The organism is Lacticaseibacillus casei DSM 20011 = JCM 1134 = ATCC 393 (assembly GCF_000829055.1).
Lineage (GTDB): Bacteria > Bacillota > Bacilli > Lactobacillales > Lactobacillaceae > Lacticaseibacillus > Lacticaseibacillus casei.
Window position 1 is genome coordinate 1875260 of the sequence record NZ_AP012544.1, and the last position, 16031, is coordinate 1891290.

Sequence of the window (16031 nt, forward strand, 5' to 3'; positions counted from 1 at the left end):
TTCTGGGATTGTCCTCAACGACTGGCTAACTTGTTCTTGCAATTTACGATCGTTGCTTCGTCCTATAAATGAAAAAAAACCTGCACTCACTAGCTGACGAAGCGGGCTAGCAAATACAAGGCTTTGAGAGATATTTTTGTTCGTTAATAAAGATCGGGACTATTTAACGGTTAAGCCGCCTTTATCAATCCAATAGACATGTCCATCAGTAAACTGAACCTTGACATAGGTTCCGCGATCGGTCTTTTGTTCAACCGAGGCATGAACTTTTTGACCGTCATATTGTTTGGCATTATCGTTACCGACAAGTGTGCTGATGCTGGTATGATACGGTCCATCACTGTAAAGACCATCTACACGGTCCTTTTGATTGATCGTTGCATCATAATTAACATTATTCGTTGAAAGAATCGGACTTAATGACGAGAAGCTTGTAAGAGCGAGTTTATCCGTCCAGTAAGTCTGGCCGTTTGCTAAACGAATCTGTACATATGTCGAATGCGTTGAACGAGAAGTCGTTGCTTCGGTAAGCACTTGAACCAACTGACCGTTTAATGACTTAGCATTGTCATTACCGATTGCGGTTATAGCTGAGGTGTGATAAGGACCGTTTGCATACAACCCGTCAGCACGATGACTTTGATCAACGATAGCAAGATAGCTTACGGATTTCTTAAGAAGAATCTTGTCATACCCTGAATTATCGCCGGTTTGCAAACCACGCTTATCAATCCAGAAGGTCTGCCCATCAGCTAAACGTACCTGGGCATAAGTCGTGCCGCCAGCTCTGCTGGTAGTAGCTTCAGCAATAACCTGAACCTTTTGGCCGTCATACTTAGTTGCATCACTGTTACCACCAGATGTTGCGGCAGAGGTATGGTAAGGACCAGCTGTATAAATGCCGTCACCGCGCCCTTGTTGCTGAATTGTGGCCGGATAGTCCACTGTCTGTTGCGAAACAATGCTGTCAAACGAAAATTGTGCGGTACCATTCTTATCAATCCAGAAAACTTTGCCATCTTGGGCTTTAACTTGGAGATAAGTGCTACGCGATGTAACTGTTTCAGCTTGTACGTGAACATTCTGATTGTTGTAATTGACACCATTAAAGTTAGAAATAGCAGTTGAAGCACTGGTATGATACGGTGCATCAAAATAAATGCCGTCTTTACGGGTATCCTGATTAACAATAGTGACATCATAGCTGACGGATTTGTTTGACAAAATCGGGTCATAAGAAGGTGCTGGCGGAGTAGCTGCATTCGGTTGCGTAAACAGACCCGTGTAATCAACTGAAACATCGACTGGTTTAGATGCTCCAGGCAAATACGCTAATGAAGAATACTGCCATGCACCAAAATCTTGATTCCACATCGAGTTAGCGCTCGGCGTATACGGATAGTCCGCAACCCATGTCCGGTTCTTACCGACTGTCCCAATGGCAGCATTCGAGTAAGTATAATACTTACCGGTATACAATACATGATGCGTATAACCGCGCTGATTAAGTGTCTGCCAGAATGCATTTAAACTCGCCCCGACATCCCCACTTACATCGGAACCTTCGACATCGGCAACAACATTGACTTCTTTACCGACATTCAGCTTATCAAGTGTATTGGCAAAAAAATTAGCTTCAGCCACTGCTTCGGCACTTGAACCGAAGTGGCTATAGTGGTAAGCCGAAACAGTCATGCCCGCGTTACGCGCATATTGAATCTGCGATGCCGCAAATGGATTTTGATAAGACGTACCTTCTGAGGCTTTAACAACGGCACCTCTGACGCCCAACGAATGGAGGGTATTAAAACTGTCTTGATTCATCCACCCTTGATAAGAGGCGACATCTACAACATCTGTTCGTGGAACTGATTGATCCCCAATGGTAAAGCTCATCATTGTCTGTGCTTTGGCTGCAAACGCCTGCACATTCGATTGCGGTGCTGCCTGTAATGTTGCTCCCGCAGCTTGTGCACTTGAAAATGACCGCACACCTGCTGTCGTATTGGCACTGGGAACAGTAGTATTACCAAAATTAGAATGTTCGTTCATATCGTGAAACGATACGGTTTGACCCTGACTCGTCTGACTTGTTTGGGCGTTTGCACCTGTGCCTTCATCAGCTGCAGACACCGGTGTTCCTAAAACAAGCTGCGAAAACAGTATTGACGATGCAATCGCCGCAGATGCCCAAAATAACTTATTCTTCATTTTTTTCTCCTTTTTCCCCATAAGTAAACTCCTCCCCAACTTTTTAAACTTTATAACAGGCTCATTATACATGGAGATCAACCGCTTTTAAAGAAACAAAATGATGACAAATTACCATGTCATTTATATGACAGGCGTCTGAGCATCTTGGATCAGCGGGAATCCTTGGACGAATCAAGTGTAAACATTTTTTCCTGCAAGGTTGTGAGCCACCCATAAATTGTCGGTACTGCCAATAAGAACAGGACATAATACAATTCAAATCGGTACCGTGCCTGAGTTTCCATGAAGATATAGGCAAAGAAGAACATGCCGAAAACGACCGCTGGCAAGAGGTAACTGGTGCGACTCGTTACCCATTTTTCGGTTATAACCCGTTTGAAGGTTCCAAGAACCGTTCCACCATAGACGACCATGCCGGCAAAATTCAATGATGAAATCAGGACCGGGTGCCGATTCATAAATTGCTCATTGCCCCCGAGATAATACTGATTATCGACATTGCCAATAAAGCCTGTAAAACGATTCATGATGTCCTGCAAGTTCACGCCATGTATCAAGACATTCTTCAGTTTTTCCGCAGCTGCCTGTTTATAGAGGGCATAATTAAAATGGTATTCTTTCAAATCATAGTAAAGTTGGGTCTTGCGTGCACTGGTCGTATATTTTCCGCTCACGCCTTTTCCTGTCAGTCCAATCAGAAATTTAAAATACGGATTGCCGACCTTAATACCGTACGGAGCCACTCCCGAGAGAATAAATAACTTGTTGGTAATCCAGCCCAGACCCCAACAAGTCACTATAAAAGCCGCGGTTTCAAGCAAACGCTGTCGGCTCTTTTGCTGAATCGTCTGAATCATGAGGGTCACAATAATCGCAGCTGCAACCACGACTGCTGTTGGCCGCAACACCTGAGCAATCGCAATGCAGACTGCAGCGATTAACAAATTCGGCCAAGACCGGCGCTTCAGAATAAAATAAATGGCCAGTGCCTCTAGCAGCAGCCCCTCATGCTGATTATTGATGATGCCTACGCCGATAAACACGTATGGGAAAAGCGTGAATACTCCCGCCCCAAAAACGGACCGATGGACATCACAAAATAATCTAAATGTTTTATATAGTACAAGCGTTGTCGCTGTCATAACAAGCATTTCAATTATTTTAAAAAACAGCAGCCGATCACCAAACAACCGCATGATGAGCGATAGATAATAAGCGTAACCAATCTGGAAATTATAATATCTAAAATAGTTATCAGGCTGGGCCGCCTGGCTTTTAAATGTGCCATCGACAATATCCCGAGCACCCTCCAACAAAACTTTATAATCGCTGACTGGAACCGGTCGAAAGACAAAGTTCCAGAAACTAAAAAAAACGAGGGCGAGCACGGTCAATAGCAACAACGCCTGACGATCTGAGAGCTTCAGCAAGCTTAGTTTAAAGAGCAAAAACAAACCTATCAGAACGCCCATACTCCCTAAAACAAAAGCAGGCGTCTCCCAACTAGCTCCTTGGATAACCTGTATTTTAAAAAGGCACAGCAAACAAAAAGCAAAAACTGCAACAAGCAGATATCTTCCCAGCTTATTGATCAGCCTGTCAGCACCTTCTAGTAGCATCATTGTGCGTTGTCTCATTCTCTAGTTATTCCCCTTTTACTTTATTTTTCTTCCCCTCTGACCAGCAAAGTCCGTTACCAATTGCATGTAAAAATCGTTGATAGGACTATAACGCAAGTCGTTTCACGATTAAGCTTTAAAGAACATCCGTCACTGAATGCGGTACCATACAGCCAATTTCAAGTAAAACGGTTTCGAAACAATGAATATCTCATGTTATACTGAATGATGAAATTGTAGCGATTCAGTTAACGGAGGAACGTTTGCGTTGGATCTTATCTTATTACCATTCATCGGCTTTTTATTTGCTAGCATACGTCCAAGTCAGAACCTTGAAGAAGGCCACCTGAGAAAAAGTGCGACTAACAACCTAAAAGGCATCAGCATCATCTTTATCATTCTGCATCACATCAATCAAGAGCTCAATGGTGTTAGCGGTACTTTCTTTGCTTCGCGACTAACCATGGCTGGTCGACTCGGCGTTGCCATTTTCTTTTTTGTCTCCGGTTACGGTATTATGCGGCAGCATCAGATCAAAGGGCCATCTTACTTAAAGAACTTCCTGCCCCATCGTCTGCTGCCCATTATTTTACTTTATCTTCTAGCAATGCTGCTTATCTTCCCGATCAAACACCAGCTGATGGGACTGACTTTTAGCCAAGCCGCCATTTCGATGACCAATGGCGCGCCGTTCGTGAATGACAGTTGGTTTGTTTTAGCAATTATTTTTTTCTACTTTGCATTTTGGCTTGGTATGCAAATCTCGCGTGGTCACTCGCTACCATTATTTGCCATTTTGTTTTTGTTGACCGGTCTTTACACGGTTTATATTTGGGATAAAGGTATGGGCGAATGGTTAGTCAACGCAGCCTTTGTCTTTCCGACCGGTGTCCTCTTTGCTTTTTATGAAGACCGCTTCATGCCGCTTATCCGCCGTTTCTATTTGCCGATCATGTTAGGGACGCTGACGGCATTTGCGCTTTTTTTCACTCTAGATGAAATGCATAATCAGTTAAGGTTCCGATTCTTTAGCGAAATCTTTTTTTGCTTTGGCCGTCATGATGGTCAACTATCGCGTTGAGTTTTCGAGCAAGCTCTTTTTAATCAGCAGCGCATGGTCGTTAAACCTGTATCTATATCATCCCTTCATCGCCAGCTGGTTACATACGATTCCCGCGATTGGTGCCCATAGCGTCGTCTACTCAATCATGGTGATCTTATTAAGCTATTTCGTTGCCGGAATCATTGCCTATGTACAAGTTACCATCAAACAACTGAGGTCCAAACGACTGGCATCAAGAAGTGCTTGATAAGTAAGCAAGCAGAAGCCATTCAGGCCGACTTATGGCCTTTTTATTTTGCTCGTTTTAAAAAACAGTTTATGGTTTCCGCTGCTTTTCAACATCTTTGTCTGCTTTTGGCTGCTTAGATGGTTCATCATGCCAAGTCTGATCACTGATAATAAACCGCGGGCGATGCTTGGTTTCCAGATACGTTTTCCCCACGTATTCACCGATCACGCCTAAACTGAGCAGCTGAATGCCACCCAAAAATGAAACAATGCAAACAATTGAAGCCCAGCCAGCAACAGTAGCACCCTTAATTGCCATGACGACAGCCCAGATCGTACCGATGAAGCCTAAGATACTGACGACGGCACCCAGTTCGGCGATAAATACGATCGGCTTGATTGACAGACTCGTAACGCCATTAATCGCTAAGGCAATCATTTTTGACAGAGGGTAATGGCTCTTACCTGCCAAACGTTCGTGCCTTTCATAATAGACTGACGTACTTTTAAAACCAACAAGGGGGAACATGCCGCGCAGGAAGAGATTGACCTCCTTAAAATCGGCTAAATGTTGCAACACCTTGCTACTGGCCAACCGATAATCAGCATGATTGTAAACAACATCCACTCCCATCACCCGCAAGAACCGATAAAAAGCCTGGGCACTGACGCGTTTAAACCACGAATCGCTTTTGCGGTCTGAGCGAACGCCATAAACAATCTCACAACCGTCTGCGTACGCTGCCAGCATATCTGTCATCGCGTTAAGATCGTCCTGACCATCAGCATCAATAGAAATTGTCACATCAGCGCGATCTTTAGCGACCATCAGTCCGGCTAAAACCGCGTTCTGATGCCCGCGATTGCGACTTTGTTGAATCCCTAAATAATGCGGATCCGTTTGGACAAATTTCTGAATTAATGGCCAAGTTTGATCTTTTGAGCCATCGTCTACAAACAGAACCCGGCTATTTGCCGCGATCTTTTGCGTTTCAATAAATTCAGAAAGCTTGGCCAGAAATCGTGGTGCCGTGACTAGGTAAGACTTTTTCTTCGTTGTAACAAGGAATCACGATCCACAACACCGGAAGTGCCATCTTATATACCCCCTTGACACACGCTCGCCACCACAAGAATCTGTGGTGGCGAGTATGACATGCATGTAACTCATTTACTTGAACGGTGCTGGTCGCGTTTCACGTTTTCCGAATTCATACAAAATCGCATCTAAAATCCGCTGCGAGGCGTGCCCATCGCCATACGGATTCTTGGCATCGGCCATGCGTTGATATTCGGCTTGATCATCCAGCAACTGCAACATTGCTTTTTTCACCGTTTTCGGATCGGTACCGACTAGCTTCAAAGTCCCGGCCTGAACCCCTTCCGGACGCTCAGTGGTGTCACGCAACACCAAAACCGGCTTGCCCAGTGAAGGTGCTTCTTCTTGCACCCCACCGGAATCGGTCATGATGAAATAGCTGCGCGCAGCCAAGTTATGGAAGTCGACCACATCCAGCGGTTCAATCAGATGAATCCGTTGGTGATGACCTAAAATCGAATCGGCTGCTTCCTGAACCACCGGATTTAAATGCACGGGGTAAATGATCTCGATGTCCGGATGACTTTCAACCACATCCCGCATCACCTTGAAGACGCGACGCATTGGTTCGCCTTGATTTTCTCGCCGATGCATCGTGACTAAGATCATTTTTTTGTTGGGATCAATCAGGTCCAGAACCTCGTGATGATAATCATCCTGAACGGTTTGATCGAGCGCATCAATCGCCGTGTTGCCAGTCACAAAGATCTGCTTGTCAGGATGATGTTCCTGTAACAGATTAGCGCGACTCTGAGCAGTCGGCGCAAAATACAAATCGCTTAAAACATCGGTTAACTGCCGATTCATTTCTTCCGGATACGGGCTGTACTTGTTCCAAGTACGCAGCCCCGCTTCGACGTGACCGACTTTGGTTTGTTGATAAAAGGCCGAAATGCTAGCCGCAAATGTCGTGGTCGTATCGCCATGAACCAACACAATATCCGGCTGTTCCTTGGCAATGATCTGTCCAAGCTTTAACAAAACACTGCTAGTAATATCTGCCAATGTCTGGCGTGATTTCATGATGTTCAAGTCGTAGCTTGGCTGAATATGGAAAATCGTCAACACCTGATCCAACATTTCGCGATGCTGGCCGGTAACCACGGTGACCTCCTCAAACTCATCACTACGCCGTTTAAGTCCCAGAACCACCGGCGCCATTTTAATTGCTTCCGGTCGGGTTCCGAATACCGTCATAACTTTGATCTTTGCCAAGTTGGCACCTCACTCTTTTTCTTAATTAAAAACCGTCGCTAGACTGCGACAAATATTTTTAAACTCAGAAAAAAGTATAACAGATTATCGGGTTGGAATCTAAGCTACCTGAACCATCGGCCCTAACAGCTCCCAATACTAGCGGGTTGCTGTACCTACTTGAATGGTGTGCATAGGTTCGAGTCCAGAAATCATATACAAGGCATTGCCTTCTGTCCACGTAATTTGATTTTGTCGAGTGTTCGCATCCGTCACAGCTAAATCGACCGTCCCGTGTGTATCAGGTACCGGCAAGGCATTTTTGGCAAACCATGCGACTGCCTGCTTAGCAAGCGGCAGCGGATCTTCACCGTTAACAGCAGAGGCTTTAACAGTCACAGTCCAACGACCCTCATTCCAAGTCAGATAAGATGATCCGGCTGCACCTTGACTCGCGGCATAAATACCATCTCCAATGGCGACTTGGCGCAATCCCTGCGTCGATCGTGCTGGGGCCACCTGCGCCTGTGCGTCAGCTGCACTCGCATACGTTTTCTTCTGAATGGCCAACTCGGCATTGATATTCTGCAAAGTTGGATCGTTATATGGTAACGCTGACTGCCCTGGACTGAAGAAAATCGAATAATTCGCTTGATCACCAGTTGCAAAGATATTTAAATGCTGTGAGTTTGCAACCGGGTATGAAGCAGGCCACTTGGCATTTGGAATCTGGTTAAATACAGCTTGTTTCAGTGTTGCCAATCTCTGGTCATTTGACGTTGTACCACTCGAGGCCGCTGTTGCAGCTTTTTGCCCAGTCTGACTGGTAGTTGAAGCAGCAATCTGACTACTCGATTGCGCGGAACTTTGACTTGCGCTAGTCTTCCCATTAGACTTTTTTGCTGATGCTTTTTTGGCCTTATGACTCGTCTGGCTAGTCTTAACAGATTCTTTTTGGCTGGTACTGCTTTGTTTACTTTGCCCGCAACCCGCAGCAAAGACCAGCAGCAACACCGGTAGTACTAACAGCGTCTTCTTCATTTAAAACGCCTCCCCCTTAATGTAACTTAAGTATATGCTTTAATTATAAATAGTTCACTTAATTGACGCACCTACTGGCAGGGAGAGCCAAGTTATTAAGAAAATCGTTAAACATTTAAACGTATGCAAAAATCGGCTCCTGAATAACAAACTTGTCTTTCCGGAACCGATTCATTCGAATATGCTATTAGTTCCACCGCCATTGACCAACTTAAACACCGGATTTAAGCCATTATGACAAGTGCGTGATGTCCTGCTGAACCACCAAGTCATGCAACTTCTGACGTTCCGGTTCCGTGTCTTCCTCAAGTCCCTGCGAGGAAACCTTGTCAAATAAGACCTTAATGGTTTGTAGCAAAATACGGGCATCTAGAAAAATGCTGTAAGTCTTGATATACAGCAGATCAAACTTCAATTTACTGTGGTAGTCGGAAGCGTATTTGCCATAAACCTGCGCGTAACCAGTAATCCCGGCGCGAACATTATGACGCAGATAGTAATGCGGTTCCTGTTGGTTAAACTGATTGACGAAATACGGACGTTCTGGACGCGGCCCAACGATGGACATGTCACCTTTTAAAACATTGAAAATCTGAGGCAACTCATCCAGGCGAAACTTCCGCAAATACTTGCCAACCGGTGTAATCCGCGAATCATGCGCTTTAGCCAACACCGGACCAGATTTCGCTTCGGCAGTTGCCGACATCGTGCGAAACTTCAAGATCTTAAACTCTCTTTGATTCAAGGTGATCCGCGTCTGTTTATAAATCACCGGACCTGGTGAAGTTAATTTCACCAATAAGGCCGTGATCAACATAAACGGCGATGCAACGACTAACATTAATAGGGCAACGACAATGTCAAAAATCCGTTTAAGGACGGCGCTTTCGGGCTTAATGCGAAATTGCGTGATGCCCATGACACTTTCATCTTCGAAATTCATTAGATTTGGCCGTAACATCATCAAGTTATCAAACGTTGATGGTAACAAGATGGTCTTTTCTTTTTTAATGATGATATCGATGATTTCCCGCCGTTGTTCATCGGGTAAGCTCTTGGTAAGATAGAAAATATCCACCTTATCAATAATCTTTTTGGCGTTCTCAACAAAGTGATCTGAGATAACGTAGGTTACTTTATGTTTGTTGTTCTTAGCAGAATGGAAGTTCTCCAAAACAGCAGGTAATTCATGTTCATACGAAAGCACGGCCACCTTGTAGTTACTCGTAAAGTGGATGTACATGTAATATATGAAAACGCGCCAAATACCAAGAATCAGAATACTAAGCACAAACGAATATGCAAGCACCAGTCTTGGAAATGCAAAGAACCGTCCCATGAACGTGATCATGGTTAATCCCAATATGGTAATCGTCTGGGCCAATACCGTATTGAAAATAATGTCACTGATTCGCCGATTATAGTAAACGTAGACGCCTAAGAAAAAGTTAACGAACAGAAAGAGCAGCGAAATGTAAATGGCTGAACCTTCATACATCTTAAAGTTCCATTCGGGAATCTCCGCACCAAACCGCCAGTAAAAGGCGAGCAATATACTTAAATTAAAAAGACCGACATCGCCGATCATCGTCAACAGTCGTTTAAGACCGTTCCATTCGGCACTTTGTTTCATACAGCAACCCTCTCAGTAAATATCTTTGGTTGAAAACAGCTCACTCATTATAGCATATGTTCGGTATTTGTCTGCTGCCACGAACAACTACTGGCAAGGCACTTGCGCCGAAACTAACGGGACAACATCATCGTTGATAAGGAATGCCATCTCGTTCAGCGCTTTTAATCCCACGCCGCGCAGAAATATCCGCCCACAAATAGGGAAACAGCACTTTGAAGAGATGCTTTAGCCGACCACGTAAGCCGACATTGGCGCTTCCCCATGAGTTATCGAAGAGATGTTCCATGTAGTTAGCATTTTGATTCCGACTTGCATATGTAAAATAGTCGCGTGGATAAACCACGATTCCCGGTTCCAACTCTTGACGCTGCCCATTCATTCGAAAATCAGGATAAAGTCGCATCAGGATTTTTGTCACAACCGGATTACTGGTCATCCTCTGCATATCATCCTGCAACTCAGGAAATTTCCGCCCAGCATAGACATCCAGGATTTCGGCTAACAGCGGCGTTTTGGCTTCGGCGCCGATAAACGATGTCAAAATACTATTATCGTATTGAAAACCCCAAACCATCTTATGGTTCAAAAATGGTTCAAGATCCTTCTTGATAATCATATCGGTGTCAAGATAAAATCCACCATACTGATACAAGACCGCGTACCGCAATTCGTCTGCAGCATAACCGAGCTTACCCGCTTGGTACATTTTTTCAGAAAATGCATATTTTTTCAAATCAAAGTTTTTGTCGTTCCAGAACTTGAATTCCCAGTCCGGCAGCTTCTCTTTCCACTCCTGAACCCGATCCTCGATAAACAATGGCGGTGTGCTGCCAAACCAGGCATAATGAATAATCTTAGGTATCATAGGCTTCCCCCTCTTTAAATGTCAGCGTTTGTCGGTAATACCCATCAGTGAATAATGCAAAAAGTAATATAAACTTTTAAAAATATTGAGATGTTCATGCTGCCGATAAATCGTCCATGTCCACTGAGCCGCCTGCAATTTGTTTGAACTCAGCGATGTCTGATGCTTCCGATATTGAGCCAAGATTCGGTCAGACGCAAGGTAGGCAAGCGTTCCGCCACGGGCAATCGACAACCAGCAAGCGTAATCTTCATGATTTATTTTAGAAAATGGATACTTTTGGGCAATTTCCCGAGTCAACATGACCGTCAATAATCCGATCCGATTGCCTTTTAGCATTTCGTGGTAATCCAGACGGGCTTCAGAAATCTTACGCTCGCCGATTTTAGTGCCATGATCGTCCACCACATCGTACGAGCAATAAGAGAAGGCTGCTTGATGCTGCTGCATAAATGCGACCTGAAGCTTTAATTTATCGGGAAGCCACAAATCATCGCTGTCCAAAAAAGCAACGTACTGCCCCTCAGCATTTGCCACACCAACGTTGCGGGCATTGGCAACACCCTGATTGTCATCGAGGTGAACAAACCGGATTCGACTGTCGCTAGCGGCCAACTGTTGACCGACTTCCGCTGTCTGATCAGTCGAATCATCGTCAATAATGAGCAATTCAAAATCTTTAAAAGTCTGGTCTAAAACTGACTGCACGGTCTTCGGAAGATACGCTGCAGCATTGTAAGCTGGCATCACAACGGAAACTACTGGTGTCTTAACCAAAATATCTCTCCTACAAGCATAAATTAAAGCAAACAACACGAAAAATGACCAGCCATCCGTTACGCGATGACCGATCAATCTTACTATTGAACCGACGCCACATACTTCGCCAGCCCTTCAGCAAGCGGCGTATGGGTCATGAAATCAAACTGATCTAGCTTAGCTGTTTGGGCATACGAATCGCGAATGTCACCTAAACGTGGCGCCTTGTGGGTGGCGTGGAGCGTTTTGCCGGTGAGCTTTTCGAGTTCCTTAGCCACTTGATTTAAGCTTGTTTGCTTGCCGTTTGCCACATTGAAGACATCATCGCGCGCGCTTGGCGTCTCTAACAAGCCGCGAATGGCATGCACCACATCGCCGACATAGATGAAGTCGCGTGTTTGTTCACCGTCACCGAAGAACGTGAAGGGTTTGTCCTCCTTCAAGGCGTCCATCATAATCGACAGAACACCGCTGTATGGCGATTTTGGATTTTGCTTTGGCCCGTAAACATTGAAAAAGCGGGTGCAGACCATTGGCATATCGTATAGGCGCCCGTAATTTAAGACCGCGCGTTCGGTCGCAAACTTGTCGACCGCATATTGGGTCAGCGGTTTGACCGCCATGTCCTCTTTCTTTGGCAGTTCAGGCGAATCGCCATAAACAGCGGCTGAACTGGCAAAGAAAAGTTTCTTGTAGGCGATCTTTTGTGTCCGCAAGGTTTCAATGATATTTAAATTGGCTTCCTGGTTAACCTGGTGGGTTGCGTATGGCCGTTCAACGGAATCGGCAACACTGGCAATGGCTGCCAACAGCACGATGTAATCGAACTGGCCTTCCATCAGAAGTTGGGACATGAAGGCATGATCGGTGATGCTATGTTCATAGAATGTAATCCGGCTGGAATCAGGAATATTGGTTCGCAAGCCCATCGATAAATCATCGACAATGGTGATCGTATTATCAGGATCCGTTAACAACAGCTCGGTTAAATTGGATCCGATAAACCCGGCGCCACCGGTCACTAAGTAACTACTCAAGATAATTTCCTCCGTCTTGCTGGTTTTATTTCTCTCCTATGGTATCACAGCCGCGCCCCAACCACCGCAGCTTATACCAAATGTTAGGAAAATGATAAGAACTGTTCCAAATGGCACCCTGCTTGCCAATACCGCACACGCAACATTGAATCCGTCCCCATATACTAAATCGACTCTGGCAGCACACATTGATGTGCTGTCAGAGTCGATTTTGGTGATGTTCACCTGCTTAAAAACCTAGTTCGACTGCACCAATCGCCGATCCAACCAGCGACTTGCCAACGACAAGGCATAGTTGACAACAAAATACATCACAGCTAACGCAACAAACATTGGAATCATGTAGTTAATGTTCTGCCCATATATGATTTGCGCATGGTACGTCGCTTCTGGCAACAGGATAATTGTAGCCAGTGAGGTGTCTTTGACCAGTGAGATAAACTGGCTGACAATCGGCGGAATCATTTTCTTCAGCGCCTGGGGCATGATGATGTAGCGCATGGCCTGATAAAACGTTAAGCCATTGCTGCGGGCTGCTTCCATTTGCCCGCGCGGGACGGCGTTGATGCCTGACCGGACGATTTCGGCCAACATCGCCGATTCGAAAATGCTCATTGCCACAATGGCCGCAATGATGACGTTCAGGCGAATGCCGATTTCCGGCAGCGCAAAGTACGTGAAGAACAAGATCAGTAGTAGCGGCAAGTTCCGAATCACATCAATAACAAAGCCGACAATCGCGGAAAAATATTTAATGTTCACATAACGCGCTAAGCCTAAAATCACCCCGAGAACGAAGCTGAAGAAGATGGAAGCGATAGAAACTTCCAAGGTCACGCCTAATCCCTGAAGCAGGTAGCGTAAGTTGATCCAAGAATACGCGTCGATAAAATTATGCATCAGTCCTGCTCCTTTCTATGCGATGACCCACTTTTTCTCAAGATAACGCATCAGATAACTTAGCGGCATGGTCAAGATGAGATAAAGGATCCCGACGATCAGGTAAGTATCGAACGTCGAAAAGGTCGTTGCCGCAATGAGTTTGCCTTGATACATCAGATCGAAGCCGGCAACGAAGGCCAGAACCGAACTGTTCTTCACCAAGTTAATAAACTGATTGCCCAGCGGCGGGATGACTATTTTGAATGCCTGCGGAAAAATGATCTGCGTCATCGCTTGCGTATAGCTCATCCCGATACTGCGGGCGCCTTCCATTTGACCGCTGGGAACGGCTTCAATCCCTGCGCGCACGGTTTCAGCGATAAACGCACTCGTATAGATCAACAGGCCAATCGTTCCGGCGGTGAAACCATCGATTTTGACGATAAACTGCGGCACAATCACGTAGAAAGCTAACGTGATGACCAGCAACGGAATGTTCCGCACCACCTCGACATAAATTCGGCCGATGATACGCAGCGCCTTGAACGGGGAAATTTCCATCAACGCAAACAAGGTGCCGATGATCAGACTGCCGATCAACGCAAGAATACTGGCTGCCAAGGTATAGCCAAGTCCGGAAAGAAAGGTGTTCCAGTTATTGGTAAGAATCGACCACATAATCACTCCACCTCCTTAAGATTGAACCCGGGCACATCGCCAAACCATTTTTTAATTAGCTTGGCATAAGTACCGTTTTGCTTGAGTTGTTTGATCGCCTTGTTGACTGCCTTGACAAACGGCCGCTGCCCTTTGTTAATGGCAATCCCATAAGGCTCCTTGGTAAAGGTGCCACCGGTGACAATGTAACGGTTGTCCTGTTCAGACATCCCGTACAAAATCCCGTTATCAGTAGTAAGCGCATCCCCTTGCCCGGACTTTAAAGCCGTAAACGCCTGCGCGTAATCTGCCAGCTGAAGCACGGTTGTCTCAGGGGCAGCCTTTTTAACGTTGTCGACAGAGTTGGAACCCTGCACACCAATGACCTTTGTCCCTTTCTTCAGGTCCTTCACGGTTTTAATGGGACTGCCTTTTTTAACCAAAAGACTCTGACCGGCATTAAAATAAACATCGGAAAAATCCAGAATCTTCTGACGCTCTGGAGTAATCGTCATGGTGGCGATCACCGCGTCAACGTTGCCGCCTTTGAGCATCGGTACCCGCGTGTCACTGGTCACTTGAACCAGCTGAGCGTTCCCTTTCTTGCCTAAAATCTGTTTGGTCACGGCTTTGGCCATGTCAACGTCAAAGCCTTCGATTTTATCGGTTTTAATATTCATCAAACCAAAAAGTCGGGTGTCAGCTTTAACGCCCCACACAATAGTATTGGTCGCCTTAGCATGGCTCAAAATATCCCGATCCGCGACACTTTTCCCGCAACTGCTAAGCAGTATCATCAGTAGCAACAACACCAGCGGCAGGAGCATGCGTTTCCACATCTTTTTCATTTAACACACCTGCTTTCATAAAGTATCCCATCCGTAACTGGTCTTGTTGGGCTAATGATTGATGATCTTACTGATGAATTCCTTGGCCCGCGGTTCTTGCGGATCATCGAAGAATTGGTTGACATCGCTGGAGTCGACCAGAATCTGGCCATCATCCATGAAAACAATCCGGTTGCCGACATGGCGGGCAAAGCCCATTTCATGGGTGACTACAACCATTGTCATCCCTTGCTCGGCGATTTTTTGCATAACATCCAGCACATCACCGATCATTTCCGGATCCAGCGCACTGGTCGGTTCGTCGAACAAAATGGCTTTCGGCTTCATGGCAAGACTACGGGCAATGGCAACCCGCTGCTGCTGCCCACCGGATAACTCGCCGGGAAAACTGTCCGCCTTGCTTTCCAGCCCGACCATCTTAAGCAAGTCACGGGCTTCCTGCTCCACTTCGGCTTTATCACGCTTGAGCACGAGATCCGGTCCCAGCGTGACATTTTGCAACACATTCTTGTTGGCATACAGGTTAAAATGTTGGAAAACCATACCGACATTTTTACGGATGCGGTTCATATCGGTTTTCTTGTCGGCTAAATCAAAGTCATTAACAATCAGCTGGCCGGACGTGATCCGCTCAAGCCCATTGATGCAGCGCAACAAGGTGCTTTTACCAGACCCTGAAGGCCCGATTATCGTGACCACCTCGCCGCGATCGACTGTTAGATTAATATTTTTTAATGCTTGGAATTTGCCAAAATACTTGTTAACGTCATGAAATTCAATCATTGACATTTTGGAGGACCTCCTTGGGTTCACTAGCTATTATCATGTATTTTACATAGAAAACTAATGATGCGCAAATATTTCTTTTAAAAATTGAGCATTTATTCGG

The 16031-nt window shown here is 45.5% G+C and carries 12 protein-coding genes and 2 pseudogenes; 1 reads left to right on the forward strand and 13 read right to left on the reverse strand.

Annotated elements, in window-relative coordinates:
• Window positions 1-159: 159 nt before the first annotated feature.
• Together LBCZ_RS09215 and LBCZ_RS09220 are read right to left on the reverse strand one after the other, a co-directional pair.
• A complete protein-coding gene (locus LBCZ_RS09215; RefSeq protein ID WP_025012868.1) occupies window positions 160-2232 on the reverse strand; it encodes a GW dipeptide domain-containing protein in 2073 nt (690 codons plus the stop codon).
• 131 nt (window positions 2233-2363) lie between these two features.
• The gene (locus LBCZ_RS09220; protein ID WP_025012869.1) at window positions 2364-3851 is read right to left on the reverse strand and encodes a glycosyltransferase family 39 protein; all 1488 of its coding nucleotides are present in this window, start codon (window positions 3849-3851) and stop codon (window positions 2364-2366) included.
• A 250-nt stretch (window positions 3852-4101) separates the two neighbouring features.
• On the opposite strand from LBCZ_RS09220, the pseudogene LBCZ_RS09225 reads away from it, so the two are divergent.
• Window positions 4102-5143, forward strand: a pseudogene (locus tag LBCZ_RS09225) (acyltransferase family protein).
• 69 nt (window positions 5144-5212) lie between these two features.
• Here the strand turns inward: LBCZ_RS09225 and LBCZ_RS09230 are convergent.
• The 11 genes and pseudogenes from LBCZ_RS09230 to LBCZ_RS09280 form a co-directional block, all read right to left on the reverse strand.
• A pseudogene (locus LBCZ_RS09230) lies at window positions 5213-6221 on the reverse strand (glycosyltransferase family 2 protein).
• A gap of 74 nt (window positions 6222-6295) precedes the next feature.
• The gene (gene wecB, locus LBCZ_RS09235; RefSeq protein WP_025012870.1) at window positions 6296-7438 is read right to left on the reverse strand and encodes a non-hydrolyzing UDP-N-acetylglucosamine 2-epimerase; all 1143 of its coding nucleotides are present in this window, start codon (window positions 7436-7438) and stop codon (window positions 6296-6298) included.
• Window positions 7439-7576: 138 nt separating this feature from the next.
• Window positions 7577-8458 carry a hypothetical protein gene (locus tag LBCZ_RS09240; protein ID WP_025012871.1) on the reverse strand — a complete coding sequence of 294 codons (882 nt, stop codon included), beginning with the start codon at window positions 8456-8458 and terminating at the stop codon, window positions 7577-7579.
• Window positions 8459-8690: 232 nt separating this feature from the next.
• Window positions 8691-10091: a sugar transferase gene (locus LBCZ_RS09245; protein ID WP_025012872.1), complete on the reverse strand. Its 1401-nt coding sequence runs from the start codon at window positions 10089-10091 to the stop codon at window positions 8691-8693.
• Window positions 10092-10218: 127 nt separating this feature from the next.
• Entirely contained in the window at window positions 10219-10959 is a 741-nt protein-coding gene (locus LBCZ_RS09250) for a glycosyltransferase family 32 protein (RefSeq protein WP_025012873.1), read from the reverse strand.
• Between the two features lie 21 nt (window positions 10960-10980).
• Window positions 10981-11736 (reverse strand): glycosyltransferase family 2 protein, encoded by a 756-nt coding sequence (locus tag LBCZ_RS09255; protein WP_025012874.1) that lies wholly within the window; start codon window positions 11734-11736, stop codon window positions 10981-10983.
• Between the two features lie 83 nt (window positions 11737-11819).
• A complete protein-coding gene (locus LBCZ_RS09260) occupies window positions 11820-12755 on the reverse strand; it encodes an NAD-dependent epimerase/dehydratase family protein (RefSeq protein ID WP_025012875.1) in 936 nt (311 codons plus the stop codon).
• A gap of 237 nt (window positions 12756-12992) precedes the next feature.
• Entirely contained in the window at window positions 12993-13655 is a 663-nt protein-coding gene (locus LBCZ_RS09265; RefSeq protein WP_025012876.1) for an amino acid ABC transporter permease, read from the reverse strand.
• Window positions 13656-13670: 15 nt separating this feature from the next.
• Window positions 13671-14315 carry an amino acid ABC transporter permease gene (locus tag LBCZ_RS09270; RefSeq protein WP_025012877.1) on the reverse strand — a complete coding sequence of 215 codons (645 nt, stop codon included), beginning with the start codon at window positions 14313-14315 and terminating at the stop codon, window positions 13671-13673.
• Window positions 14316-14317: 2 nt separating this feature from the next.
• Window positions 14318-15142, reverse strand: coding sequence for a glutamate ABC transporter substrate-binding protein (locus LBCZ_RS09275; RefSeq protein ID WP_025012878.1), 825 nt, complete (start codon window positions 15140-15142; stop codon window positions 14318-14320).
• A 51-nt stretch (window positions 15143-15193) separates the two neighbouring features.
• Window positions 15194-15931 carry an amino acid ABC transporter ATP-binding protein gene (locus tag LBCZ_RS09280; protein WP_025012879.1) on the reverse strand — a complete coding sequence of 246 codons (738 nt, stop codon included), beginning with the start codon at window positions 15929-15931 and terminating at the stop codon, window positions 15194-15196.
• Window positions 15932-16031: the final 100 nt, after the last annotated feature.

Coding starts and splice junctions, on each gene's coding strand:
- LBCZ_RS09215 (WP_025012868.1), bottom strand. CDS start 2,232: ATGGGGAAAAAGGAGAAAAAAATGAAGAATAAGTTATTTTGGGCATCT.
- LBCZ_RS09220 (WP_025012869.1), bottom strand. CDS start 3,851: ATGAGACAACGCACAATGATGCTACTAGAAGGTGCTGACAGGCTGATC.
- LBCZ_RS09240 (WP_025012871.1), bottom strand. CDS start 8,458: ATGAAGAAGACGCTGTTAGTACTACCGGTGTTGCTGCTGGTCTTTGCT.
- LBCZ_RS09245 (WP_025012872.1), bottom strand. CDS start 10,091: ATGAAACAAAGTGCCGAATGGAACGGTCTTAAACGACTGTTGACGATG.
- LBCZ_RS09250 (WP_025012873.1), bottom strand. CDS start 10,959: ATGATACCTAAGATTATTCATTATGCCTGGTTTGGCAGCACACCGCCA.
- LBCZ_RS09265 (WP_025012876.1), bottom strand. CDS start 13,655: ATGCATAATTTTATCGACGCGTATTCTTGGATCAACTTACGCTACCTG.
- LBCZ_RS09270 (WP_025012877.1), bottom strand. CDS start 14,315: ATGTGGTCGATTCTTACCAATAACTGGAACACCTTTCTTTCCGGACTT.
- LBCZ_RS09275 (WP_025012878.1), bottom strand. CDS start 15,142: ATGAAAAAGATGTGGAAACGCATGCTCCTGCCGCTGGTGTTGTTGCTA.
- LBCZ_RS09280 (WP_025012879.1), bottom strand. CDS start 15,931: ATGTCAATGATTGAATTTCATGACGTTAACAAGTATTTTGGCAAATTC.